26 protein-coding genes are annotated in these 23,662 nt (G+C 70.8%); 14 read left to right on the plus strand and 12 right to left on the minus strand.

What is annotated here, in order from left to right; all coding sequences use genetic code 11:
- Positions 1 to 118: 118 nt before the first annotated feature.
- The 5 genes from G9Q37_RS04505 (at position 119) to G9Q37_RS04525 (ending at position 3,773) form a co-directional block, all read left to right on the plus strand.
- The gene (locus G9Q37_RS04505; RefSeq protein ID WP_166225166.1) at positions 119 to 1,078 is read left to right on the plus strand and encodes a Bug family tripartite tricarboxylate transporter substrate binding protein; all 960 of its coding nucleotides are present in this window, start codon (positions 119 to 121) and stop codon (positions 1,076 to 1,078) included.
- A gap of 13 nt (positions 1,079 to 1,091) precedes the next feature.
- Positions 1,092 to 1,613 carry a tripartite tricarboxylate transporter TctB family protein gene (locus G9Q37_RS04510; RefSeq protein WP_166225168.1) on the plus strand — a complete coding sequence of 174 codons (522 nt, stop codon included), beginning with the start codon at positions 1,092 to 1,094 and terminating at the stop codon, positions 1,611 to 1,613.
- A 13-nt stretch (positions 1,614 to 1,626) separates the two neighbouring features.
- On the plus strand, positions 1,627 to 3,141 hold the full coding sequence (locus tag G9Q37_RS04515) for a tripartite tricarboxylate transporter permease (protein WP_166225171.1): 1,515 nt from the start codon (positions 1,627 to 1,629) through the stop codon (positions 3,139 to 3,141).
- Between the two features lie 103 nt (positions 3,142 to 3,244).
- Positions 3,245 to 3,475, plus strand: a complete 231-nt coding sequence (locus G9Q37_RS04520) for a hypothetical protein (RefSeq protein WP_166225174.1) — start codon at positions 3,245 to 3,247, stop codon at positions 3,473 to 3,475.
- A gap of 31 nt (positions 3,476 to 3,506) precedes the next feature.
- Positions 3,507 to 3,773, plus strand: a complete 267-nt coding sequence (locus tag G9Q37_RS04525; RefSeq protein ID WP_166225177.1) for a hypothetical protein — start codon at positions 3,507 to 3,509, stop codon at positions 3,771 to 3,773.
- A 1-nt stretch (position 3,774) separates the two neighbouring features.
- Here the strand turns inward: G9Q37_RS04525 and G9Q37_RS04530 are convergent, their stop codons facing one another.
- The 3 genes from G9Q37_RS04530 to G9Q37_RS04540 form a co-directional block, all read right to left on the minus strand.
- Complete coding sequence (locus tag G9Q37_RS04530; RefSeq protein WP_166225180.1) at positions 3,775 to 4,323, minus strand: DUF6622 family protein; 549 nt, start codon at positions 4,321 to 4,323, stop codon at positions 3,775 to 3,777.
- 114 nt (positions 4,324 to 4,437) lie between these two features.
- Positions 4,438 to 5,250, minus strand: coding sequence for a 2-keto-4-pentenoate hydratase (locus G9Q37_RS04535; protein WP_166225183.1), 813 nt, complete (start codon positions 5,248 to 5,250; stop codon positions 4,438 to 4,440).
- Positions 5,251 to 5,291: 41 nt separating this feature from the next.
- Entirely contained in the window at positions 5,292 to 5,774 is a 483-nt protein-coding gene (locus G9Q37_RS04540) for a hypothetical protein (protein ID WP_166225186.1), read from the minus strand.
- A 150-nt stretch (positions 5,775 to 5,924) separates the two neighbouring features.
- Here G9Q37_RS04540 and G9Q37_RS04545 point away from each other — a divergent pair, with 150 nt between their 5' ends.
- The 7 genes from G9Q37_RS04545 to G9Q37_RS04575 all read left to right on the plus strand — a co-directional run bounded on the left by G9Q37_RS04545 (position 5,925) and on the right by G9Q37_RS04575 (position 13,257).
- Complete coding sequence (locus G9Q37_RS04545) at positions 5,925 to 7,412, plus strand: sigma-54 interaction domain-containing protein (protein ID WP_166225189.1); 1,488 nt, start codon at positions 5,925 to 5,927, stop codon at positions 7,410 to 7,412.
- Between the two features lie 162 nt (positions 7,413 to 7,574).
- Positions 7,575 to 8,771 carry a substrate-binding domain-containing protein gene (locus G9Q37_RS04550; RefSeq protein WP_166225192.1) on the plus strand — a complete coding sequence of 399 codons (1,197 nt, stop codon included), beginning with the start codon at positions 7,575 to 7,577 and terminating at the stop codon, positions 8,769 to 8,771.
- 37 nt (positions 8,772 to 8,808) lie between these two features.
- Positions 8,809 to 9,570, plus strand: a complete 762-nt coding sequence (locus G9Q37_RS04555) for an ABC transporter ATP-binding protein (protein ID WP_166225195.1) — start codon at positions 8,809 to 8,811, stop codon at positions 9,568 to 9,570.
- Entirely contained in the window at positions 9,567 to 10,304 is a 738-nt protein-coding gene (locus G9Q37_RS04560) for an ABC transporter ATP-binding protein (protein ID WP_166225198.1), read from the plus strand. The genes G9Q37_RS04555 and G9Q37_RS04560 overlap by 4 nt, the downstream gene beginning before the upstream one ends.
- Positions 10,301 to 11,287, plus strand: coding sequence for a branched-chain amino acid ABC transporter permease (locus tag G9Q37_RS04565; protein WP_166225201.1), 987 nt, complete (start codon positions 10,301 to 10,303; stop codon positions 11,285 to 11,287). The genes G9Q37_RS04560 and G9Q37_RS04565 overlap by 4 nt, the downstream gene beginning before the upstream one ends.
- A gap of 12 nt (positions 11,288 to 11,299) precedes the next feature.
- Entirely contained in the window at positions 11,300 to 12,397 is a 1,098-nt protein-coding gene (locus G9Q37_RS04570; protein ID WP_166225204.1) for a branched-chain amino acid ABC transporter permease, read from the plus strand.
- Positions 12,394 to 13,257, plus strand: a complete 864-nt coding sequence (locus G9Q37_RS04575) for an alpha/beta fold hydrolase (protein WP_166225207.1) — start codon at positions 12,394 to 12,396, stop codon at positions 13,255 to 13,257. The genes G9Q37_RS04570 and G9Q37_RS04575 overlap by 4 nt, the downstream gene beginning before the upstream one ends.
- A 24-nt stretch (positions 13,258 to 13,281) precedes the next feature.
- Here the strand turns inward: G9Q37_RS04575 and kdsA are convergent, their stop codons facing one another.
- From kdsA to hemH, 6 genes are all read right to left on the minus strand, one after another.
- On the minus strand, positions 13,282 to 14,130 hold the full coding sequence (gene kdsA, locus G9Q37_RS04580; RefSeq protein ID WP_166225210.1) for a 3-deoxy-8-phosphooctulonate synthase: 849 nt from the start codon (positions 14,128 to 14,130) through the stop codon (positions 13,282 to 13,284).
- A gap of 110 nt (positions 14,131 to 14,240) precedes the next feature.
- Positions 14,241 to 15,629: a sensor histidine kinase gene (locus G9Q37_RS04585; RefSeq protein ID WP_166225213.1), complete on the minus strand. Its 1,389-nt coding sequence runs from the start codon at positions 15,627 to 15,629 to the stop codon at positions 14,241 to 14,243.
- Entirely contained in the window at positions 15,626 to 16,318 is a 693-nt protein-coding gene (locus tag G9Q37_RS04590; RefSeq protein ID WP_166225216.1) for a response regulator transcription factor, read from the minus strand. The genes G9Q37_RS04585 and G9Q37_RS04590 overlap by 4 nt, the downstream gene beginning before the upstream one ends.
- Before the next feature lie 35 nt (positions 16,319 to 16,353).
- Positions 16,354 to 17,880, minus strand: a complete 1,527-nt coding sequence (locus G9Q37_RS04595; RefSeq protein ID WP_166225219.1) for a tripartite tricarboxylate transporter permease — start codon at positions 17,878 to 17,880, stop codon at positions 16,354 to 16,356.
- 24 nt (positions 17,881 to 17,904) lie between these two features.
- Positions 17,905 to 18,351 carry a tripartite tricarboxylate transporter TctB family protein gene (locus G9Q37_RS04600; protein WP_166225222.1) on the minus strand — a complete coding sequence of 149 codons (447 nt, stop codon included), beginning with the start codon at positions 18,349 to 18,351 and terminating at the stop codon, positions 17,905 to 17,907.
- Between the two features lie 43 nt (positions 18,352 to 18,394).
- Complete coding sequence (gene hemH / locus G9Q37_RS04605) at positions 18,395 to 19,495, minus strand: ferrochelatase (RefSeq protein WP_166225225.1); 1,101 nt, start codon at positions 19,493 to 19,495, stop codon at positions 18,395 to 18,397.
- Positions 19,496 to 19,514: 19 nt separating this feature from the next.
- Between hemH and G9Q37_RS04610 the strand changes: the two genes are divergently transcribed.
- Positions 19,515 to 20,264, plus strand: a complete 750-nt coding sequence (locus G9Q37_RS04610) for an HAD family hydrolase (RefSeq protein WP_166225228.1) — start codon at positions 19,515 to 19,517, stop codon at positions 20,262 to 20,264.
- Positions 20,246 to 20,905, plus strand: coding sequence for a glutathione S-transferase family protein (locus G9Q37_RS04615; protein ID WP_240936515.1), 660 nt, complete (start codon positions 20,246 to 20,248; stop codon positions 20,903 to 20,905). The genes G9Q37_RS04610 and G9Q37_RS04615 overlap by 19 nt, the downstream gene beginning before the upstream one ends.
- 32 nt (positions 20,906 to 20,937) lie before the next feature.
- Here the strand turns inward: G9Q37_RS04615 and G9Q37_RS04620 are convergent, their stop codons facing one another.
- From G9Q37_RS04620 to hpnD, 3 genes are read right to left on the minus strand one after another with little or no spacing between them, the layout of a single operon-like run.
- Complete coding sequence (locus G9Q37_RS04620; RefSeq protein ID WP_166225230.1) at positions 20,938 to 21,402, minus strand: SH3 domain-containing protein; 465 nt, start codon at positions 21,400 to 21,402, stop codon at positions 20,938 to 20,940.
- Positions 21,403 to 21,461: 59 nt separating this feature from the next.
- Positions 21,462 to 22,790 (minus strand): hydroxysqualene dehydroxylase HpnE, encoded by a 1,329-nt coding sequence (gene hpnE, locus G9Q37_RS04625; RefSeq protein WP_166225233.1) that lies wholly within the window; start codon positions 22,788 to 22,790, stop codon positions 21,462 to 21,464.
- Positions 22,787 to 23,653, minus strand: coding sequence for a presqualene diphosphate synthase HpnD (gene hpnD, locus G9Q37_RS04630; protein ID WP_166225236.1), 867 nt, complete (start codon positions 23,651 to 23,653; stop codon positions 22,787 to 22,789). Before hpnD ends, hpnE begins: the two co-directional genes overlap by 4 nt.
- Positions 23,654 to 23,662 lie beyond the last annotated feature (9 nt).

Here is a 23,662-nt window from a genome sequence, read left to right on the forward strand (position 1 = left end):
TCGGCAGCCGCCTGCCCTGCCGCCCGTATCAGGGTTTCCCCCAGGGCGTCCGACAGCCAACTGACAGCGCGCCCGCCGAACATTCGGCCCGCCCCTTTCACCCACAGGAGACAACGCCATGCGTCGCGACACCTTCCTCAAATCCCTGGCCGCTCTGGCCGCCGCGGGCGCGCTGCCCAACGCCGCCTGGGCCAACGCCAACATCAAGATGATGATCCCTGCCAACCCCGGCGGCGGCTGGGACGGCACCGGCCGCGCGCTCGGCGACGCGTTGCGCGACGCGGGCGTGGCCTCTTCGGTGACCTTCGAGAACAAGGGCGGCGCGGCCGGCGCGATCGGCCTGGCCCAGTTCTACAACGCCAGCAAGGGCGACCCGAACGCGCTGATGGTGATGGGCGCCGTGATGCTCGGCGGCATCATCACCGGCAAGCCGCCGGTGTCGATCACCCAGGTCACGCCGATCGCGCGCCTGACCACCGAATACAACGTGTTCGTGCTGCCGGCCGAGTCGCCGCTCAAGACCATGAAGGACGTGGTCGAGCAGCTCAAGAAAGACCCGGGCAGCGTGAAGTGGGGCGGCGGTTCGCGCGGCGCCACCGAGCACATCGCCGCCGCGCAGATCGCGCAGGCCGTGGGCGTGCCCGCCGCCAAGATCAACTACGTGCCCTTCCGCGGGGGCGGTGAGGCGGTGGCCGCCATCCTGGGTGGCAACGTCACCGTGGGCGGCAGCGGCTACAGCGAGTTCCAGCCTTACATCGAGAGCGGCAAGATGCGCGCCATCGCCGTGACCTCGGGCAAGCGCCTGGACGGCATCAACGTGCCCACGCTGAAAGAGCAGGGCATCGACGTGGAGATCGGCAACTGGCGCGGCGTGTACGGCGCGGCCGGCATCACCCCCGCGCAACGCGACGCGCTGGTGGCCATGATCACCAAGGCCACGCAGAGCAAGTCGTGGCAGGAAGCGCTCAAGAAGAACGGCTGGACGCCCGCGCTGCTGACCGGCAAGGCCTTCGAGGAATTCGTCGACCGCGACTTCTCTTCGCTGCGCGCCACCATGGTCCGCGCCGGCATGGTCTGACGGACGCACGGCGATGAGCGAGATGCAGCAAGCCGCCCCGTCGCGCACGGGGCAGGTGGCGATCGGTCTGGGTGCCATCGGCGTGGCCGCGGTGCTCGCCGTGGGCGCCTGGCAGATCCCGTCCGACGCGGGATATGCCGGCGTCGGCCCCAACTTCATCCCCTGGCTGATGTGCGGCCTGATGGCGGTGTGCGGCACGCTGCTCGTCGTGCAGGCGCTGCGCGGCGGCTGGAAAGACGTGGAGCCGCCCTCAGGCGCCGACCGCGCCGACTGGCCCGCCCTGCTGTGGGTGTGCGCCGGCGTGATCGCCAATGCCTCGCTCATCACCACCATCGGCTTCGTGCTGAGCTGCACGCTGTGCTACGCGCTGGCCGTGCGCGGCCTGCGCCAGAGCGAGGGCAAGCCCGCCGGCGGGCCGAAGACGACCGGGGTCGACTTCGTCACCGGCGTGCTCATCGCCGCACCCGTGTACTGGGTGTTCACCAAGGTGCTGGCGGTGAACCTGCCCGGCATCAGCGCCAGCGGCTGGATCTGATACCGAGGCCTTCATGAGCGACATCCTCCACAACCTGCTCCAGGGCTTCGCCACCGCGGGCACGCCCATCAACCTGCTGTGGGCGCTGGCCGGCTGCGCGCTGGGCACGGCCATCGGCGTGCTGCCGGGCCTGGGCCCCGCGGTGACCGTGGCCATGCTGCTGCCCATCACCTCGCAGGTCGAACCCACGGCCTCGATGATCTTCTTCGCCGGCATCTACTACGGTGCGATGTACGGCGGCTCGACCACCTCCATCCTGCTCAACACCCCGGGCGAGACCGGCACCATGGTGACCGCGCTCGAAGGCTTCAAGATGGCCAAGAACGGCCGTGCGGGCGCGGCGCTCGCCACCGCGGCCATCGGCTCCTTCGTGGCCGGCACCATCGCCACCGTGCTGGTCACGCTGTTCGCGCCCGTGCTCGCCGAGTTCGCGGTGCGCCTGGGGCCGCCCGAGTACTTCTGCCTCATGCTGCTGGCCTTCACCACGGTGAGCGCGGTGCTGGGCAAGAGCGCGCTGCGCGGCCTGACCTCGCTGTTCCTGGGCCTGTCGCTGGGTCTGGTGGGCATCGACCAGATCACCGGCCAGGTGCGCTACACCGCGGGCATCCTCGAATTCATGGACGGCCTCGAGGTGGTGCTGGTGGCCGTGGGCCTGTTCGCGGTGACCGAGGCGCTCTACAACGCCGCCTACGAAGGTCGCATGGAAGCCAGCATGAACCGCCTGACCAAGGTGCACATGACCGGCAACGAATGGCGCCGCTCCTGGCCCGCCTGGCTGCGCGGCACGGCCATCGGTTTCCCCTTCGGCACCATTCCCGCGGGCGGCACCGAGATCCCGACCTTCCTGAGCTACGCCACCGAGCGCAAGCTCGCCGACCCCGAGGCGAAGCAGAGCTTCGGCACCACGGGCGCCATCGAAGGCGTGGCCGGCCCCGAGGCCGCCAACAACGCGGCCGTCACCGCCACGCTGGTGCCGCTGCTCACGCTGGGCATTCCCACCTCGGTGACCGCGGCCATCCTGCTGTCGGCGCTGCAGAACTACGGCATCAACGCGGGCCCGCAGCTGTTCCAGACCTCGTCCACCCTGGTGTGGGCGCTGATCGCCTCGCTCTACATCGGCAACGTGATGCTGCTGGTGCTCAACCTGCCGATGGTGGGCCTGTGGGTGAAGCTGCTCAAGATCCCGCGGCCGCAGCTGTACGCGGGCATCACCATCTTCGCCACGGTGGGTGTGTACGGCATGCGCCAGAGCGCGTTCGACCTGTACCTGATGCTGGGCATCGCGCTGCTGGGCCTGTTGATGCGCCGCTTCGACTTCCCCGCCGCGCCGGTGATCGTGGGCCTGATCCTGGGCCCGCTGGCCGAGGCGCAGATGCGCAACGCGCTGTCCATCGGCGAAGGCAGCTGGCGCGTGTTCATCGAACGCCCGATGTCACTGGGCCTGCTGATCGTGGTGGTGATGGTGCTGCTGCTGCCGCGCATCGTGGCCTACGTGCAGCGAGGGCGCGAAGCCCCGGCGTCGGCCTGAACGCCGCTTCTGATGATGGATTGAAGCCTTCCCCTGTCGGGGAAGGCTTTTTGTTCTTTCGGCTTACATTTTTTGCCCATCACATTCTTGAGGCAGAAGGTGCATGAAATCGGCCAACCACTGGATCGTCGAAGGGGGCCGATGGGCCTTGTGCTACGTCCTTGGCTGGCTGATGGTGTTCGCGGGAACGGCACTGTCCCTCTACATGTGGGCGGCACCGTTCGAGCACTGGGATGAGATGCTGTCGTTGCTGTTCTGGCGATCGTTCATCCCCGCGGCCCCCGTGTGCGTGATCCTCCGCGCATCCTGTTGGCGGCGTCGCTTCTGGCATTGATTCAGAGCGTTTTTCTCAGGAGAGGGTGACGATGGATGCCAGTGACTACGTGGCCACGACGCTGATGGCCACTGCGGTCGCGAGTTACCTGACCGATCTTTTCCGGTTCAGGAAAGCGACGAGGCGGAGCTGGCTTTGCCTGTTGCTCACCATGTGCTTTCTGTCGACCACGAAACTCATGCAAAGCGGATGGGCCATCACCCTGGGCACCGCCTCGAGCGTGGGGTCGACGGTGTGTTTCTTCTTCAGTGCTTTCGCGCACTTCCGGTCTGAGAACAAGCCGGAGAAAAAGCCGTGACTCAGCCCACTTCCCCAGCCACGCGCGCAGGCAAGGCCAGCCGCACCAGCCCCCAGGCCCGGCCCATGAACAGGCCGGTGAAGCTCCCGTAGAGCCCGGCCACGGTGAGCGCGAAGGCGGCGTCGTTCGCCTGTTGCGGCGCCATGGCGAGTTCCACGCCCACGCCGTACTTCACGAGAAAGATGCCCAGGATCAGCAGCAGCGGCAACGCGCTGCCGGGCAGGCGGTAGCGGCGCTGCACCGGGTCGAAGCGGGCGGTGCTGCGGCGCTGCGCCATGAGCGCGAAGGCCGCGGCCGCGGCAATGAGCCCGGAGAGGGCGGCGGCGGCCGCGTGCGGGGAATGGCCCAGCGCCGACCAGGTGCCGAACACCGAGAACAGCGCCATGGCCGCGGGCAGTGCCGCCACCCGCGTGAGGCTGGCGCTGCGCGCGCGCAGCTGGCTCAGGCCCAGCGCGAGCAGGGCGGCGAACAGGCCCCAGACCCAGGGCGGGGTCTGGCGCACGATGGGGCCGATGGCCTCGGGGTGGGTGGCGAGCAGTTGCAGCAGCATGGCGGTCTCCGGTGGTTGGGCGATGCCGCACTGTGCGCGGCGCCCCCGCGGGCGGCCACCGGCTTGCGACGAAACACCGCGCGCGCGCCGCGAAACCGCGCGCGGGCGGCGCGCTCAGTCCGACAGGCCGAGCGCGATGGTGCCGAAGGCGCCGTAGTCGGCCACCACCCGGTCGCCGGGCTCGATCGCCAGCGGCACCATGCAAGTGCCGCACGAGGCCCAGTCGCCCGCGCGCAGGCCGATGCCCAGTGCCGAGAGTTCGTTGGCGAGCCAGGTGAGGGCGGTGCGCGGATCGCCGAGCAGGGCGCGGCCTTCGCCGTCGCGCGCGTACCGCAGGCTGCCGTCGGCGCGGCTCACCGTGGCGTGCACGCGGTGGGCCGCGAGGTCGGCGCTGCGCCAGGCCTCGGGCGCGGCCGGGCCGAAGGCGAAGCGGCCGCAGCAGGCGTCGTCGGCGATCAGTTGGGCCTGGCCTGCGCGCGCGAAATCGGCAAAGCGCGAGTCGGGCACTTCGAAGGCCGGGTGCAGCGAGGCCACGGCCGCGAGCACCTCGGCCGCCGTGTAGGGCGCAGCGCGCGGCGGCAGGTCGGCGCCGAAGCGGAAGGCGAACTCGGGCTCGACCACGCGCATGCGGTTGCCCGCGAGCGTGAGCGTGGCGCCCACGGGGTGCACGAAGCTTTCGAGGATGCGCCCCGGCAGCGGGCCGTCGACCTGGATGTGGGCCTGGCCCGCGGCGCTGGTGGCCGCGATCTTCCAGCCCACCACGCGCTGGCCGGCCACCGTGGGCAGCGCGGCCTGCACGGCGTGGCCGGCCGCGGCGTCGGCCGGGCGCAGCGCGGGGGGCAGGGCGTCGAGGGCGGTGCCGGCCTGGCGGTGGGACCAGAGCAGGCGGGCAGCGGCCGGGGCGTCGAAGGTTTCAATGGCGGGCATGGCGTTTCCAGGTGGGGACGCGCCATGTTGCCAGAGGCCGCTCAGTTCTCGCGGGGCGTGGGCGTGTCGGGCGGGGTGCGGGGTGGTTCTGGCTGCGGCCGCGGCTGCGCGGGCTGCGCCAGGGCCAGCAGCCGCTGCTGCAAGTTTTGCTGTTGCAGCAGGCGCAGCTGGCTTTCGAGGTCCTGGTTCTCGGCCTGCAGGCGCTCGATTTCGTTCAGGTGGTACTGGGTGGCGGTCTGGGTCTGCAGCGAGTCCTCGTGCATGTCTGCGAGATGCATCAGCTCTTGCTCGATCACCAGGGCCTGCTCGGGCGGCAGCCCGCCGAGTTGGTTGCTGAGCCTCAGCCGCTCTTGCGCGATCTGATCGATCAGTTCGTCGAGCGACATGTCGTCGAAGCCTTCTTCCAGGCCCTCGGGCGCCTCGTCGGGGTGGGCCAGCGTGGCCGATGGCTGCCCGGCGGCGGGGATGTTGCGGTTGGGGGTGGGGCTGGGCGAAGGCGAGTGGCTGCGGGATCTTTGGATCATGTTGAAAGCAGGGGTAAAGACACAGGGCGATGCGCTGCGGCCGGCCTGGGGCCCGCCGCACGCCCGGCCTGGGTGGCGCGACCAAGGCCCGGGTTGCCGCCGTGACGGCTTCTTCACGCGGGCCGTGTCTGCATACCCGCCCCGGGTACCATGCCGCCCATGACCCGCGACGACCGCCTGCCCCGCGACGCGCAGAGCATCCTCGAGCTCGCTGCGCGTTCCATGTTCGACCTGTTCGCCAACGCCAGCGAAGGCATGCTGCTGGTGGACCGCGACGCGCGCGTGGTGTGGATCAACGACCAGTACCGCCGCTTCCTGCCCGCGCTGGGCTTCGAGCGCGAAGAGGACTTCGTGGGCCAGCCCGTGAGCAACGTGGTGCACAACACGCAGATGCACCGCGTGCTGGCCACGGGCAAGCCGATCCTGATCGACCTGCTCGACAACCGCGCCGGCACCTTCGTGGTCACGCGCATTCCGCTGCGCGACGACCAGGGCGAGGTGATCGGCGTGCTGGGCATCGTGCTGTTCGACCACCCCGAGACCACGCTGCAGCCGCTGATCACCAAGTTCGCGCGGCTCGAACACGACCTGAAGGAAGCGCAGCGCCAGCTCGCCACGCAGCGGCGCAGCAAGTACACCTTCGCGAGCTTCGTGGGCACCAGCCCGGCCGCGGTGGAGGTGAAGCGCCAGGCGCGGCGCGCGGCGCAGTCGACCAGCCCGGTGCTGCTGCTGGGCGAGACCGGCACCGGCAAGGAGCTGCTGGCGCACGCCATCCACGCGGCCTCGCCGCGCGCGGGCAAGGCCTTCGTGGGCGTGAACATGGCGGCGGTGCCCGAGTCGCTGCTCGAGGCCGAGTTCTTCGGCGTGGCGCCCGGCGCCTACACCGGCGCCGACCGCAAGGGCCGCGACGGCAAGTTCCGGATCGCCGACGGCGGCACGCTGTTCCTCGACGAGCTCGGCGACATGCCCATGGCCATGCAGGTGAAGCTGCTGCGCGCGCTGCAAGAGGGCGAGATCGAGCCGCTGGGCTCGAACCAGCTCGTGCGCTGCGACGTGCGCGTGGTGGCCGCGACCTCGCGCGACCTGCCGCAGCTCGTGCGCGAAGGGCGCTTCCGCGAAGACCTGTACTACCGCCTCAACGTGCTGCCGATCCGCGTGCCACCGCTGCGCGAGCGGCGCAGCGACATCCCGCAGCTGATCGAGGCGCTGTGCGAGGACATCGCCGCGCGCGGCGGCGGTGCGCCCATGGACATCGGCCCGCAGGCCCAGGCCCTGCTCGCCGCGCAGACCTGGCGCGGCAACATCCGCGAATTGCGCAACGTGCTGGAGCAGCTCGCGCTGCGCACCGATGACGCGCTCATCACCGCCGCCGACGTGGATGCCATCCTGCGCGAGGCCGGCCTGCCCGCGCTCGCGCCGATCGAGACCGCGCCCGCCAGCGCGCCCGCGGGCGCCGAAGACCTGCGTCCGCTGCCCGAGCAGATCGCCGAGCTCGAGCAGCGCGCCATCGCCGCCGCGCTCGCGCGCACCGGCGGCAACCGCACGGCCGCGGCGCGGCTGCTGGGCATTTCGCGCGCAAGCCTGTACGACCGGCTCGCGGCCCTGCCCGGGCTGTCTGAAATCCAGACGGCCGACTGAAATTCAGACGCTTGCGGGCTTCGGGGCGTCTGACATTCAGACGATCGTCGCCGCGGCGACGGCGCGCCTCCTTGTGAATCAAGCACTTGCGCGGCTGGCACGGCCTGTGCAAAAGGGGTGCACGGCGCGCCGCGCCGCGACCCACCCACAAGGAGACAGCCCATGTTCCACGCCACCCGCCGCCTGGCGGTGATCGCCCTGGCCTGCACGGCCAGCCTGGCCTTTGCCCAGTCCAGCAAGAGCGAGATCCGCATCGCCCACATCCACAGCAAGACCGGCCCGCTCGAGGCCTATGCCAAGCAGACCCACACGGGCCTGATGATGGGCCTGAAGTACGCCACCGGCGGCACCATGATGGTGGGCGGCAAGAAGATCGTGGTGATCGAGAAGGACGACCAGGGCAAGCCCGATGTAGGCAAGAGCCTGCTGGCCGCGGCCTATGCCGACGACAAGGCCGACATCGCCATCGGCCCCACCGCCTCGCCGGTGGCGCTGGCCATGCTGCCCGTGGCCGAGGAGTACCGCAAGATCCTGCTGGTGGAGCCCGCCGTGGCCGACTCCATCACCGGTGACAAGTGGAACAAGTACATCTTCCGCACCGGCCGCAACAGCAGCCAGGACGCCGCCGCCAACGCCGTGGCCCTGGACGCGCCGAACAACGTGATCGGTGTGCTCGCCAACGACAACGCCTTCGGCCGCGACGCCGTGAAGGCCTCGAAGGACTTCACCAAGAAGGCCAAGATCGTGCACGAGGAGTACCTGCCCGTGGGCACGACGGACTTCACCGCCGGTCTGCTGCGCCTGGTCGACAAGCTCAAGGACCAGCCGGGCAACAAGTACATCTCGGTGGTGTGGTCGGGTGCGCCCACGCCCTTCGCCAAGATCGCCGAGATGGAGCTGGACAAGCGCTACGGCATCAAGCTCGCCACGGGCGGCAACATCCTGCCGGCCATGGTGGCCTACAAGCAGTTCCCGGGCATGGAGGGTGCGCTGTACTACTACTTCGGCATCCCCAAGAACCCGATCAACGAGCACATGGTGGCCGAGCACTACCGCGAGTTCAAGCAGCCGCCCGACTTCTTCACCGCCGGCGGCTTCAGCGCCGCGATGGCCGTGGTGACCGCGCTCAAGAAGACCAACGGTGACACCAACACCGACAAGCTCATCCAGACCATGGAGGGCATGAGCTTCGACACGCCCAAGGGCACCATGACCTTCCGCAAGGAAGACCACCAGGCCATGCAGAGCATGTACCACTTCAGGATCAAGGCCGACCCGGCCTTCGCCTGGGGCGTCCCCGAGCTGGTCCGCGAGATCAAGCCCGAGGACATGAACATCCCCATCCGGAACAAACGCTGACCCTGGCGGGCGCCCCGCGCGGGGCGCCCGAACCCCCATGCTGCAAACCTCTAACCTCACGGTCCGCTTCGGCGGGCACGTGGCGGTGAATGCTGTGTCCTGCGCGTTCGAGCCGGGCACGCTCACCGCCATCGTCGGCCCCAATGGCGCGGGCAAGACCACCTACTTCAACCTGATCTCGGGGCAGATCAAGGCCACGGCTGGCTCAGTCACGCTCGACGGGCGCGAGCTCACGAAGCTGCCCGCGCCGCTGCGCACGCGCGCCGGCCTGGGGCGGGCGTTCCAGCTCACCAACCTGTTCCCGCAGCTGAGCGTGCGCGAGAACGTGCGCATGGCGGTGCAGGCCCGCGCGGGCGCAGGGCTCGATTTCTTCCGCGTCTGGAGCGACCGCAAGGACCTGATCGAACAGGCCGACCGCATCCTCGAGACCGTGGCCCTGATCGACAAGGCCGAGGCCCGCGCCGCCAGCCTGCCGCACGGCGACCAGCGCAAGCTCGAGGTCGGCATCCTCATGGCGCTCGATCCCAAGGTCTACATGTTCGACGAGCCCACCGCGGGCATGAGCGTGGACGAGGTGCCCGTGATCCTCAACCTGATCCGCCAGCTCAAGCAGGACCGCAGCAAGACCATCCTGCTGGTGGAGCACAAGATGGACGTGGTGCGCGAGCTCTCCGACCGCATCATCGTGCTGCACAACGGCGAACTGGTGGCCGATGGCGAACCCGAGTCGGTGATCGCCTCGCCCGTCGTTCAGCAGGCCTACCTCGGCGTGAACCCCGAAGAAGCGGTGGCGGCATGAGCGAACCCCTGCTGAAACTCGAGGGCGTGCACACGCACATCGGGGCGTACCACATCCTGCACGGCGTGGACCTGGCGGTGCCGGCGAACGAACTCACCATGCTGCTGGGCCGCAACGGCGCGGGCAAGACCACCACGCTGCGCACCATCATGGGCCTGTGGAAGGCCAGCCAGGGCCGCATCACGCTGGCCGGGCAGGACATCACCGCGCGCGCCACGCCCGACATCGCGCAGAGCGGCGTGGCCTACGTGCCGGAGAACATGGGCATCTTCTCCGACCTGAGCGTGAAGGAGAACATGCTGCTGGCCGCGCGCGGCGCGCGCACGCTCGACGACGTGGACACGAAGCGCCTCGAGTGGATCTTCGACATGTTCCCCGCGATGAAGAAGTTCTGGCTGCACCCCGCAGGCAAGCTCTCGGGCGGGCAGAAGCAGATGCTCGCGGTCTCGCGCGCCATCGTCGAGCCGCGCCAGCTGCTGCTGATCGACGAGCCCAGCAAGGGCCTGGCGCCGGCCATCATCCAGAACATGATCGCGGCCTTCAAGGCGCTCAAGGCCGCGCAGACCACCATCCTGCTCGTCGAGCAGAACTTCAACTTCGCGCGCCAGCTCGGCGACCACGTGGCCGTGATGGACGACGGCCGCGTGGTGCACAGCGGCGCGATGGCCGAACTGGCCGAAGACACGGCGCTGCAGGCGCGCCTGCTCGGCCTCTCGCTCGGAGCGCATCAATGAGTTTCCTCAAAGACTTCGACTGGCGCCCCGTCGCCCTGGTGCCGCTGCTGGCCGCGCTCGCGCTGCCCGCGGTGGGCAGCCCCTCGACCTGGCTCACGCTGACCGTGGCGGGCCTGGCCATGGGGCTGATCGTGTTCATCATCGCCTCGGGCCTCACCCTGGTGTTCGGGCTGATGGACGTGCTCAACTTCGGCCACGGCGTGTTCATCGCGCTCGGCGCCTTCGTGGCGGTGAGCGTGTTCGGCGGCCTCAACGCCTACGCCATCGCCGACAGCTTCTGGCTCAACCTGGTGGCGCTGGTGCCGGCCATGCTCGCGGCCATGGCGGTGGCGGGCGCGCTGGGCCTGGTGTTCGAGCGCGTGATCGTGCGGCCCGTGTACGGCCAGCACCTCAAGCAGATCCTCATCACCATGGGCGGCATGATCATCGGCGAGGAGCTGATCAAGGTCATCTGGGGCCCGGGCCAGCTCGCGCTGCCGCTGCCCGAGACCCTGCGCGGCAGCTTCCTGATCGGCGACGCCTCGATCGAGAAGTACCGCCTGCTCGCGGTGGCCGTGGGCCTGACGGTGTTCGCCGCCATGGTGTGGACGCTCAACCGCACCAAGGTCGGCCTGCTGATCCGCGCCGGCGTGCAGGACCGCGAGATGGTCGAGTCGCTGGGCTACCGCATCCACCGCCTGTTCGTGGGCGTGTTCGTGGCGGGCAGCGCGCTCGCGGGCCTGGGCGGCGTGATGTGGGGCCTGTACCAGCAGACCGTGCTGCCCCAGATGGGCGCGCAGGTCAACGTGCTGATCTTCATCGTCATCATCATCGGCGGCCTGGGCTCCACGCTGGGCGCGCTGGTGGGCGCATTGCTGGTGGGCCTGATGGCCAACTACACCGGCTTTCTCGCGCCCAAGGTGGCGCTGTTCTCCAACATCGCGCTGATGGTCGCCATCCTGCTGTGGCGGCCCCAGGGCGTGTACCCCGTAGCCAACCGATAAGGAGCAGCGCCCGTGTTGTCCCGTCTGCTCTCCCACGACCTGCCGCGCAGCCGCCCGCTGGCGGTGCTGCTCGCGCTGCTGGTGCTGGGCCTGGCCTTCGCGCCCTTCCTGTTTCCGGGCGTGAAGGCGCTCAACGTGGCCGCCAAAGTGCTGATCTTCATCGCCCTGGTGGTCAGCTTCGACCTGCTGCTCGGCTACACCGGCATCGTGAGCTTCGCGCACACCATGTTCTTCGGCATCGGCGCCTACGGCATCGCCATCTCGGCCACCGCGCTCGGCCCCACCTGGTGGGCGCTGATCGTGGGCGCGCTCGGGGCCCTGCTGCTGTCGCTGCTGCTGTCGCTGCTGATCGGCCTGTTTTCGCTGCGGGTGCGCGCGATCTTCTTCGCCATGATCACGCTCGCCGTGGCCTCGGCCTTCCTCACGCTGGCCTCGCAGCTCTCGGACATCACCGGCGGTGAAGACGGCCTGACCTTCCGCCTGCCCGAGCTGCTCTCGCCGGGCTTCGCGCTGATGGAGGACGACTTCCAGGGCCCGTTCGGCCCGGTGGCGCTCAACGGCCGCTTCATCACCTACTACCTGCTGTTCGTGTGCGTCACGGCCATGTTCCTGGTGATGCTGCGCATCGTGAACTCGCCCTTCGGCCGCGTGCTGCAGGCGATCCGCGAAAACGACTTCCGCGCCGAGGCCCTGGGCTACCGCACGGTGGTGTACCGCACGCTCTCCAACGTGATCGCCGCCTCGTTCGCCACGCTCGCGGGCTGCCTGCTGGCGCTCTGGCTGCGCTACAACGGGCCCGACACCTCGCTGTCCTTCGAGATCATGCTGGACATCCTGCTGATCGTGGTCATCGGCGGCATGGGCACGCTCTACGGCGCCATCATCGGCAGCGTGGTGTTCCTGGTCGCCCAGAGCTACCTGCAGGACCTGCTGCGCTGGGCCGGTGCGCTCACCGAAGGCGTGCCGCTGCTGCCCGCCCTGCTCACGCCCGACCGCTGGCTGCTCTGGCTCGGCCTGCTGTTCGTGCTCTCGGTCTACCACTTCCCCACCGGCGTGGTGGGCAAGCTGCGCGAGCGCGCATCGCTCAAAGGCACGAAGGAGGGCGCATGAACCTCGCCACCCCCGAACCGCGTTCGCGTTACCTCGTGTGCGAGGGCCGCGAGATCCACTTCACCGACTGGGTGCCCGCGCAGGCCGGCGGCCCGGTGGTGATCGCCTGGCACGGCCTGGCGCGCACCGGGCGCGACATGGACCCGCTGGCCGCGCACCTGTGCGCCCAGGGCTGGCGCGTGATCTGCCCCGACACGCTCGGCCGCGGCCTGTCGCAGTGGAGCCCCAAGCCGCAGGAAGAGTACTGCCTGTCGTTCTACGCGCGGCTGGCGCGTTCGCTGGTGGACCAGCTCGGCCTGCAGCGCTTCCACTGGGTGGGCACGTCCATGGGCGGGGCGATCGGCATGGTGTGCGCGGCCGGGCCGCTGCAGGGCCGCATCGAGCGCCTGGTGCTCAACGACATCGGGCCGCAACTGGCCGCGCCCGCGGTGGCGCGCATCCGCGCCTACGCCGGCAACCCGCCGGCCTTCGGCACGGTGCACGAGCTCGAGCAGTTCTTCCGCACCGTCTACAAACCCTATGGCTACCTGCCCGACGCGCAGTGGCGCCAGCTCACCGAAAGCTCGCTGCGCCGCCTGCCCGACGGCCGCGTGACGCCGCACTACGACCCGGCCATGGTGCAGCAGTTCGAGCACCACCCGCAGGACTACGAGCTCTGGCCCACCTTCGACCGCATCGAGGTGCCGGTGCTGTGCCTGCGCGGCGCCGAATCCGACCTGCTGCTGGCCGACACCGCCGAGGCCATGCGCGACCGCGGGCCGCGCGCGCTGGTGGTGACCATTCCGGGCTGCGGCCACGCGCCCGCGCTCAACGTGCCCGACCAGTTCGATCTGGTGCAGCGTTTCCTGAGCGGGCACTGAACCCGCGCGCCCGCCCGCGCGCGTTCAGCGGATGTCCAGCGGCGCGAAGGACTTCACCAGATCGTCCACCGCCTTCACCTGCGCGAGGAAGGGCTCGAGCTTGTCCAGCGGCAGGGCGCTCGGGCCGTCGCACTTCGCGCGGTCCGGGTCGGGGTGGGCTTCGAGGAACAGGCCGCCCAGGCCCACGGCCATGCCGGCGCGCGCGAGGTCGACCACCTGCTGGCGCCGCCCGCCCGAGGCCGCGCCGCCCGCCTCGCGCTGCTGCAGCGCGTGGGTCACGTCGAAGATGATGGGCAGCTGGCCCGTGGTCTGCTTCATCACGCCGAAGCCCAGCATGTCGACCACCAGGTTGTCGTAGCCGAAGCTCGCGCCGCGCTCGCACAGCAGCACCTGCGCATTGCCCGCCTCGCGGAATTTTTCGACGATGTGCACCACCTGCGAGGGGCTCAGGAACTGCGGCTTCTTGATGTTCACCACGCGCCCGGTCCTGGCCATGGCCACCACCAGATCGGTCTGGCGCGCGAGGAAGGCGGGCAGCTGGATCACGTCGGCCACCGCGGCCACGGGCTCGGCCTGCCAGGGCTCGTGCAGGTCGGTGATCACGGGCACGCCGAAGCGCTCCTTGACCGCCCGCAGGATCTTCAGGCCTTCGTCGAGGCCCGGGCCGCGGTACGAGTGGATGGACGAGCGGTTGGCCTTGTCGAAGCTGGCCTTGAACACGTAGGGGATGCCCAGGCGCTGCGTGACCTGCACGTAGTGCTCGCAGACCTGCAGCGCCAGGTCCATGGACTCGAGCACGTTCATGCCACCGAAGAGCACGAAGGGCAGGTCGTTGGCGCAGCGGACGGTGGGGGTGATGGCGATGGTGGTCATGGGGCGGTCGGCAATGGGGCGAGGGCCCGGCGGCAGCGGCGGGCAGGCGCGTATTGTCGTGCGAGTTGCCTCGGTCGCCCGGGTCGCGCGGCCCGCGCGACCCGCGAGCCTCAGGCCAGCGGCAGGCGCAGGCTGGCCCGCAGGCCGCGCCCGTGCTCGCCGGCATCGAGCCGCAGCGCGCTGCCCAGCAATTGCGCGTAGCGCGCCACGATCGACAGGCCCAGCCCCGCACCCACGCGCTCGCCGTTGCGTTCGCCGCCCTGCGACCAGCGTTTGACCAGCTCGCCGCGCGCCGCCGGGTCCATGCCCGGGCCGTCGTCCGCCACCGCGAGCGTGCAGTGCCCCGCGGCGCGGTCCGCGTCGAGCTCGATGGTGAGCGTGGTGCCGCCGTGGCGCAGCGCGTTGTCGATCAGGTTGTCCAGGATGCCTTCGATCAGCACCGCGTCGGCCATCACGTGCACCTCGTCGGCGCCGTCGTCGAGGCCGCGCGCGCCCAGGTCCACGCCCTGCGCGTCGGCGCGGTCGAGGTGGCGCAGCACCGCCTGGCCCACGAGCGGCGCGAGCGCCAGCCGCTGTGGTTTGAGTGCGAGCGCGGCTTCGTCGGCGCGCGCGAGGTCGAGCAACTGGTGCACCAGCCGGCCCGCGCGCTCGGCGCTGTGCGCGATCTGGCGCAACTGCTCGCGCGTGGCCGCGGCGTCGGGATGCGCCAGGCCGTAGTCGGCCAGTGCGCGGATGCGCGCGAGCGGGGTGCGCAGCTCGTGCGCCACGTTGCCCGCGAACTCGTGCTGGGCGTGCACGCTGCGACCCAGGCGGTCGAACAGGTCGTTGACGGCATGGCTCAGGTGTTCGATCTCGCGCGTGGACGGCGCGATCGCCACCGGCGTGAGGTCCTTGGCGTCGCGGTGCGCAAGCGTGGCCTGCAGCCGGCCCAGCGGCGCGAGGTCGCGCGAGATGCTGCGCCAGATCGCCAGGGCCAGCAGGCCCAGCAGCAGCAGCAGGGGCAGGGCGCCGTACAGGAGCAGCTGGTGCAGCAGCTCGTTGCGCACGCGCGTGGTGTGCGCCATCACGACGTGCAGCGCCTGATCGCCGACTTCGTGGCGCAGCACCACGCCACGCACCACGCGGCCGTCGTGCAACGCATTGCCGTAGCGAAAGCTCTGGCCCGGCAAGGGCGGGCGCAACGCGGGCAGCGGTGTGCCCGTGAGCGTGGAGCCGTCGGGCCGCAGTACCGCGTAGTGCACGAACTCGGCCTGGTCGAACAGGGCGGCTTCGAGCTCGCCCGGCGAGAGCTGCAGCGCCACCGTGCCATCGGGCTGGGCCTGCAGGTGCGAGGCGATTGCGTAGGCGTCGTCGAGCAGTGCGCGGTCGAAGGCGCGCTCGGTGAAGTGGCTGGCCACGCCCAGCGTGGCCACGGTGCCGATCAGCCAGCTCAGGGCCAGTGGCAGCATCACGTGCCGCCACAGGCGCGCGCGCAACGAGGGCGCGGGCGGGCGGTTCATGGTGCCTCGGGTTCGACGCGGTAGCCGATGCCGCGCAGCGTGCGGATCGCCGCGCCGCTGCCCGCGAGCTTTTTGCGCAGGCGCGAGATGAAGGCCTCTAGGGCGTTGTCGGCCAGCGCTTCATCGAAGCCCGAGAGCTTGTCGGACAGCTCGCGTTTGCTCACCGCGCGGCCCGGCGGGCTCATGAGCTCCCACAGCACCTCGAACTCGCGCGCGGGCAGGTCCAGCGGCTGGCCCGCCACGCTGAACTGGCGCGCGCGCCGGTCGAGCTCGAGCGCGCCGAGGCGGGTGAGGTCGTCGCTGCCGGTGGCGCGGCGCACCAGGGCGCGCAGCCGGGCCTCCACCTCCGCGAGGTCGAAGGGCTTGCCCAGGTAGTCGTCGGCGCCGCTGTCGAGGCCGGCGATGCGCTCTTCGGTGCGGTTGCGTGCGGTCAGCACCAGCACGGGGGTGCGGTCGCCGCGCGAGCGCGCCTCGCGCAGCACGGCCAGGCCGTTGGCCATGGGACTGCCGGTGTGCGGCTGCTGCGGCAGGTTGAGGTCGAGCAGCACCGCGTCGAAGGGTTGCACGCGCCACAGGTGGGCGGCGGTCTGCGCGCTGGCCGCTTCGTCCACCCGGTGCCCGGCATCGGTCAGGCTGCGCGCGATCACCTCGCGCAGCACCGCATCGTCTTCCACCAACAGGATCCGCATCGGTCCGAGGCTAGCAGACGGCCGTGGTGGCGCCCTCAATCGGCCGCGGCCTGCAGCGCGGCGAGCTGCCGCCTGGCGCGCAGGTTGCCGCGCAGCGTCGACCACAGGGCCCACAGCAGCAGCGCCGCCGTCATGGCCAGCAGCGTGGCGCTGATGGGGCGCTCGATGAACACCATCGGGTCGCCGCGCGAGATCAGCATGGCGCGACGCAGGTACTCCTCCATCAGCGGGCCCAGGATGTAGCCCAGCAGCAGCGGGGCGGGCTCGAAGCGCAGCACCATGAGCAGGTAGCCCATGACGCCCAGCGCGGTCACGAGGTAGATGTCGAAGCCGTTGTTGTTGACGCTGTACACGCCCAGGGCCACGAACACCAGGATCGCCGGGTACATCCACGCGAACGGGATGCGCAGCAGCGCGACCCACAGGCCGATGGTGGGCAGGTTGAGGATCACCAGCATGATGTTGCCGATCGCGAAGCTCACCACCAGGCCCCAGAACAGCGCGGGCTGCTCGCTGATGAGCATGGGACCGGGCTGGATGCCGTGGATGATCAGCGCGCCCAGCATCACGGCCATCACCGCGTCACCGGGGATGCCCAGCGACAGCGAGGGCACGAAGGCGGTCTGCGCGGCCGCGTTGTTGGCGGATTCGGGCGCGGTGATGCCCTCGATGGCGCCTTTGCCGAAACGGCTGGGGTCGCGCGCCACCTTCTTCTCGATGGCGTAGGCCATGAAGGCCGCGATCGACGGCCCCACACCGGGCAGCGCGCCCAGTGCCGAGCCCAGCGCCGAGCCGCGGGCCATGGGCTTGACCGTGGCCCTGAACTCCTCGCGCGAAGGCGCCATGGAGCGCAGCGAGATCTTCTCGATCTTGCGGTTGGCGTCGGCCGACTTGATGCAGCGCACCACCTCGGCGATGCCGAACAGGCCCATGGCCAGCGCCACCAGGTTGATGCCGTCGGTGAGTTCGGGCACGTCGAAGGCGAAGCGCGCCACGCCGGAATTGATGTCGGTGCCGACCATGCCCAGCAGCAGGCCGAACACCATCATGGCCAGGCCTTTCACCGCCGACCCCGAACTCACCGAGGACGCGGCGACCAGGCCCAGCAGCATCATCGAGCAGAACTCGGCGGGGCCGAATTTCAGGCCCACCTCGGCGATCACGGGCGAGAACAGCGTGAGCAGCACCAGGCCCGACATCGCCCCCGCCAGCGAGGCGATGGTGGTGACGAACAGTGCGACGCCGGCCTTGCCATTGCGCGCCATCGGATAGCCGTCGATGCAGGTCACGGCCGACGAGGGCGTGCCCGGCAGGTTCAGCAGGATGGAGGCGGTGGAGCCGCCGTACTGCGCGCCGTAGTACACGCCCGCGAGCATGATGATCGCAGCCGTGGGCGGGATGTGGTACGAGAGCGGCAGCAGCAGCGAGATCGCGGCGAGCGCGCCGATGCCCGGCAGCACGCCGACCACGGTGCCCAGAAAGACACCGAGGAAACAGTAGAGCAGGTTGATGGGCTCGGCCGCGACCTGCAGACCGAACCAGAGGTTGTTGAGCAATTCCATGGCAGGGTTCTCGCTGGGGCGTGCTCAGGGGCTCCAGGGCCAGATCGGCAGCACCATCTGCAGGCCGATCGGGAAGATCAGCGTGGTGAGCAGCGCCACCACCGCGCAGACCGTGAGCCGCGTGCGCCACGCCATGGCTGTGGGCGTGAGCGAGATCAGCGCGGTGGCGAACGAGGCCAGCACCACGCCGAGCCCGTGCAGCGTGAACGCGAAGACCAGCAGGCTCAGCACGCACCAGAACAGGCTGCCCCATTCCACGGCAATGGCGCTGCCGCGGCGCCACCAGGCGGGCAGGGCCACGAGCAGGCCGAGCGCGGCCAGCGTCCAGCCCAGCACCACCGGGAAGTAGCCCGGGCCCATGCGGGCCGTGCTGCCGAAGTCGTAGGCGCTGCCGTGCAGCGCAAAGAAAAGGCCGATGGCGGTCATCAGACCGCCGCCGACCAGGTCGTGGGTGTCGCGGGTGATTTTCATGGCCGCGAGCCTAGGTGCCGGTGCCTGACCGGAACCTGATTGCTCAGCGGCGGGCGCCCTGGGCGAGTGCGCGTTGGCGGCTGTCGTCGAGCGCCTGCGCGTTCACGGGCTCGCGCGTGGGCCAGCCCTGCAGGTGCTGCTCGGCGATGTCGGTGAGCGCCCGGATCCACTCGGGCCGGTCGTTGAGGCAGGCGATGTACTCGAAGCGCTCGCCGCCGGCCTGGGTGAAGGCCGCGCGCGCTTCCATGTCGATCTCTTCGAGCGTTTCGATGCAGTCGCCCGTGAAGCCCGGGCAGATCAGCTGCACGCTTTTCACGCCCTGCTGCGCCATGGCCACCAGCGTGGGTTCGGTGTAGGGCTCGAGCCACTTGGCCTTGCCGAAGCGGCTCTGGAAAGTCACGCGGTAGCCCTTGGCGTCCAGGCCCAGGGCCTGCGCGAGCAGGCGGCCGGTCTTGAGGCACTCGCAGTGGTAGGGGTCGCCCAGGTGCAGGGTGCGTTCGGGCACGCCGTGAAAACTCATCACCAGCTGCTCGGCCTGGCCGTGGGCCTGCCAGTGCGCGCGCACCGAGCGCGCGAGCGCGGCGATGTAGCCCGGGTGGTCGTGGTAGCGGTTCACGAAGCGCAGCTCGGGCACGTGGCGCTGGCGGGCGCTCCAGGCCGTCACGGCGTCGATCACGCTCGCGGTGGTGGTGCCGCTGTACTGCGGGTAGGCCGGCAGCAGCAGGATGCGCGTGGCGCCCTCGGCCTTGAGCGCGTCGAGCACCGAGGCGATCGAGGGGTTGCCGTAGCGCATGGCATAGCGCACCTGCACCTGGTGGCCGCGCTCGCCCAGGTGGCCGCCGAGCAGCTTGGCCTGCTTCTCGGTCCAGACCTTGAGCGGCGAGCCCTCGGGCGTCCAGATGCTCGCGTACTTGGCGGCCGATTTGGCCGGCCGCACGCGCAGGATCACGCCGTGCAGGATGGGCAGCCAGACCAGGCGCGGGATCTCGACCACCCGCGGATCGGACAGGAACTCGCCCAGGTAGCGGCGCAGCGCGGGCGCGGTGGGTTCGTCGGGCGTGCCCAGGTTGCACAGCACGACGGCGGTGCGGGCCGGGCTGCCGTGGGCGTATGGGGGTTCGGGCGCAAACGTCGGGGAGGGCATGCGCTATTCTCCCGCACGCATGAACAAGACCCCGAGCCCGACCCACGAGCCCCTGCGATCCGCTGTGCTTCAGGCCCTGGATGCGGGCCGCATCAAGGCCATCAGCCTCGACCTGGACGACACGCTGTGGCCGATCTGGCCCACCATCGAACGCGCCGAGGCCGCATTGGCCGCCTGGCTGCGCGAGCACGCCCCCGCCACCGCGGTGCTCGCGGGCAACCCGCAGGCGCTGCGCGAGGCGCGCCACTACCTGCAGATCAAGCGGCCCGATCTGTCGAACGACCTGAGCGCGCTGCGCCGCGAGTCGATCCGTTTCGTGCTGCTCAAGGCCGGTGACGACCCCGAGCTCGCCGAAGAAGCCTTCGAGGTGTTCTTCGAGGCGCGCCACCGCGTCGAGCTGTTCGACGACGCGCTGCCCGCGCTCGAATGGCTGGCCGGCCGCTACCCGGTGGTGGCGCTGTCCAACGGCAACGCCGACGTGCACCGCGTGGGCCTGGGCCGGCACTTCCACCACAGCATCAGCGCGCGCGAGTTCGGTGTGGGCAAGCCCGACGCGCGCATCTTCCACGCCGCGGCCGAGGCCGCGGGCGTGCGCCCCGGCGAGGTGCTGCACGTGGGCGACGACGCCCAGCTCGACGTGCTCGGCGGCCTGATCGCGGGCCTGCAGGTGGCCTGGGTCAATCGCGACGGCCGCGAGTGGGAACACGCCCCGCTGCAGCCGCACCTGACCGTGCCCGACCTCATGAGCCTGTGCAACCAGCTGGCCTGACCCTGCACGGCATCGCCGCCTCGCGCGCGCTGCGCCCGCTGTGGGCCGCGACCGAGCTCGGCCTGGCCTTCACGCACGTGCCCACGCCCTACCTGGGCGGCGCCACGCGCACGCCCGAACACCTGGCGCTCAACCCCAACGGCCACATCCCGGTGCTGGTGGACGCGCGGCCCGAGGGCGAGGTGGTGGTGTGGGAAAGCATGGCCTGCGCGCTCTACCTCGCGCGCGTGCACGGCGTGGCCGATGGCGTGGGCATCGCACCCGCCAGCCCGCGCGAAGAGGCCGAGGCCCTGCGCTGGAGCTTCTGGGCCGTCAACGAATGCGAGGCCGACGCGCTCACCGTGCTCGCGCACCGCGTGGCCATGCCCGAGCCGCGCCGCAAGCCCGCGCTGGCCGACGCCGCCGAGCGCCGGCTCGCGGTGCCGCTGCGCGTGATCGAGGCACACCTGCAGCGCCAGCAGGCCGCCGGCCAGGAACACCTCGCGGCGCAGCGCTTCACCGTCGCCGACCTGTGCGTGGCCAGCGTGCTGCTGTGGGCGCGGGCCTCGGGCCCGCTCATGGCCGATCACCCGCTCACGCACGCCTGGCTCAAGGCCTGCCTGGCGCGGCCCGCTTACCGCGCGGTCAAAACCAGGTATTGAGCCCGATCCGGCTTGGGGCGCAGCGTGGGGGTCTAGAAGCCCCAGACCAGGCGGCGCGAAACCCAGCCGGTCTCACCGCTCGCGCGCTCCACACGCACCCAGTCGCGGCGCTTCTCGAGTGTCTTGAGCAGTTCGCCGCGCGCCATCTGCGCGACCACCGCGCTCGACGTGCTGGGCGCGCTGCGCAGGTTCAGGGTCGGGCCCTTGACGATGTGGTGCGGTGCCTTGCCGGTCATCGAGCGCGCGACCCAGCCGGTGTCGCCCTCGAAGTCCTTCACCGCGAGCCAGCTGCCGCGCCGCCCGGTCACCTCCAGCGGGTAGCCGCGCTGCAGTTCCCAGAGCACGGCGCTGTCCAGCGTGGGGGCCTCGCGCATGTTCACGGTGCTGCCGCTGATGCTGACCATGGTCTGGGCGTGTGCGCCCGCGAGCGCGGCGAGCGACAGGGACAGGGCGATGAAGCCGCGGGAAAAGGGTCGTGCAACGGTGGCAGCCGCCATGGGGTACTCCTCGGTCGGGGGGTGAACGGTCTTGGGCCTGAGGGACCGCGGCCCGGGGTCTAGGTTCCCCGATCCGCGCGCACGGGTTTGCCCAGCGCCCGCTGGGCGGCCTCCAGGCCGCTGCGCACCGCGCCTTCGAGCGTGGCCGGGTAGGGGCCGTCGACGTGGTCGCCCGCCGCCCACAGGCCCTCGGCCACCACGGCCGGCGGCCGTTGCAGGCCGGGTGTGCAGGCGAAGGTGGCGCGCTTTTCGGTCACGGTCTGCAGTGGCAGCAGGTGGATGCCCAGCTGCGCGCCGGCCTGCGCGATCGCCGCGGCCTGCAGCGCCTCGCGCTCGCCTTCGCTGGCGCTGATCACCAGCGCCATCACGCCCTGCATGGCCGGGTCGCGCGGGCTCAGTGCGCCGCGGTCGAAGACGAACTGGGCCGGGCCGTCGCGCAGCGCGAGCACGGGGGCCGCCAGCCGCGCCGCGGGCGCCCAGGCGTAGACCGTGGTGATCGCGGTGTGCTGCAGCGCCTCGGCGCAGCGGGCCCATTCGGGCGCCACGGCGGCCAGGGCACGCGCGGCCGCGGGCGCGCCCGTGGCCCAGACCACGCGCTGGAAATGCGCCTCGGTGCCGTCGCTCGTTTGCAGCTGCCAGCCCGCGCCGTCGCGCGCGATGCGCTCGACCCGGCGGCCCGTGTGCACCGACTGCCCGCGCTCGAGCAGCCAGCGCTCGGCCGCGTCGGGCAGCAGGGCCGACAGGTCCACGCGCGGCAGCAGCAGCGCCGCGGGCGCGATGCCCGCCGTGGCCTGGCCGAACAGCGCGTCGCGCAGCACGCGCAGGAACACGCGGCCGCTGGCCTGCGCGCTCGGCAGGTTCAGCGCCGACACGCACAGGGGCTCGATCAGTTCTTCCATGGCGCGCGCCGACACGCCGCGGCACAGCGCGGCCACGCTGGCCCCGGGCGGGCAGTCGAAGTTCGCGGCGCGCCAGCGCAGCGTGGCGCGCAGCAGGCCCAGGCGGTCGCCCCAGCCCCAGCCGCGCGCGGTGGCGATGGCGGCCAGCGCGTCCAGCGGCGCGCGCCAGCTTCGGGCCCAGTCGGGCACCTGCAGGCCGCGGCCGTCGGCGAAGCGCAGCGACAGCGGCAAGGCGTGCAGCACGTCGAGCGGCGCCACGCCCAGGTGCTGCATCAGGCCCAGCGTGTCGCGGTAGGCGCCGATGAGGATGTGCTGGCCGTTGTCCAGCGTGCAGGCGAGACCGTCGCCGCGGTGCAGCACCAGCCGGCGCGCGCGCCCGCCGAGCGCGTGCGCGGCCTCGAACAGCGACACCTGCTGGCCGTTCTCGGCCAGGGCCACGGCCGCCGCCAGGCCGGCCCAGCCGCCACCGACCACCGCGACCCGGTTCACAGGCGCCCCAGCGCCTGCACCTTCCAGGCGAGCCAGAACTTGCGCAGCGGCGTGAGGCTCACGCGCTGCGTGAGCACGGCCATGGGGTCGGCCGCGATCTCGTGCAGCAGGGTGCGGTAGATGCTGGCCATCATGAGGCCGGGCTTTTGCGCGCGCCGGTCGGCATCGGGCAGCAGGGCCAGGGCCTCGGCGTAGGTGTCGAGCGCGCGCTGGCACTGGAAGGCCATGAGCGCGCGAAAGCGCCGCTCGAAGTCGGCCGCGTCGCTGCCGGGCGCGGCGCCGCGCTTGAGCAGCTCGTGGGCCTTGACGTCGAAGCGCTGCAGCTCGTCGATGGGCAGGTAGATGCGCCCGCGCATCGCGTCTTCGCCCACGTCGCGCACGATGTTGGTGAGCTGGAAGGCCAGGCCCAGGCGGTGCGCGTAGTCGGTGGTGCGTGCATCGGTCTGGCCGAAGATGCGCGCGGCCACCTCGCCCACGATGCCCGCCACCAGGTGGCAGTAGCGCTGCAGGTTGGGGAAGTCGAGGTAGCGGCTTTGTTCGAGGTCCATCTGGCAGCCCTCGATCACCGCCAGCAGGTGGCGCGATTCGATGCCGAAGGTGGGCGCGAGCGGCATCAGCGCCTGCGTCACCGGGTGCGTGGGCTGGCCCTGCCAGGCGCGGCCCACCTCGCTGCGCCACCATGCCAGCTTGGTCTGCGCCACGCCGGCGTCGCTCACCTCGTCGACCACGTCGTCGACCTCGCGGCAGAAGGCGTAGAAGGCCGTGATGGCCGCGCGGCGCTCGGGGGGCAGGAACAGGAAGGCGTAGTAGAAGCTGCTGCCCGAGGCGGCGGCTTTCTGCTGGACGTAGTCTTGCGGGCTCATGGGTTGCGG

Source organism: Hydrogenophaga crocea (assembly GCF_011388215.1).
In the GTDB taxonomy this organism is placed as follows: domain Bacteria; phylum Pseudomonadota; class Gammaproteobacteria; order Burkholderiales; family Burkholderiaceae_C; genus Hydrogenophaga; species Hydrogenophaga crocea.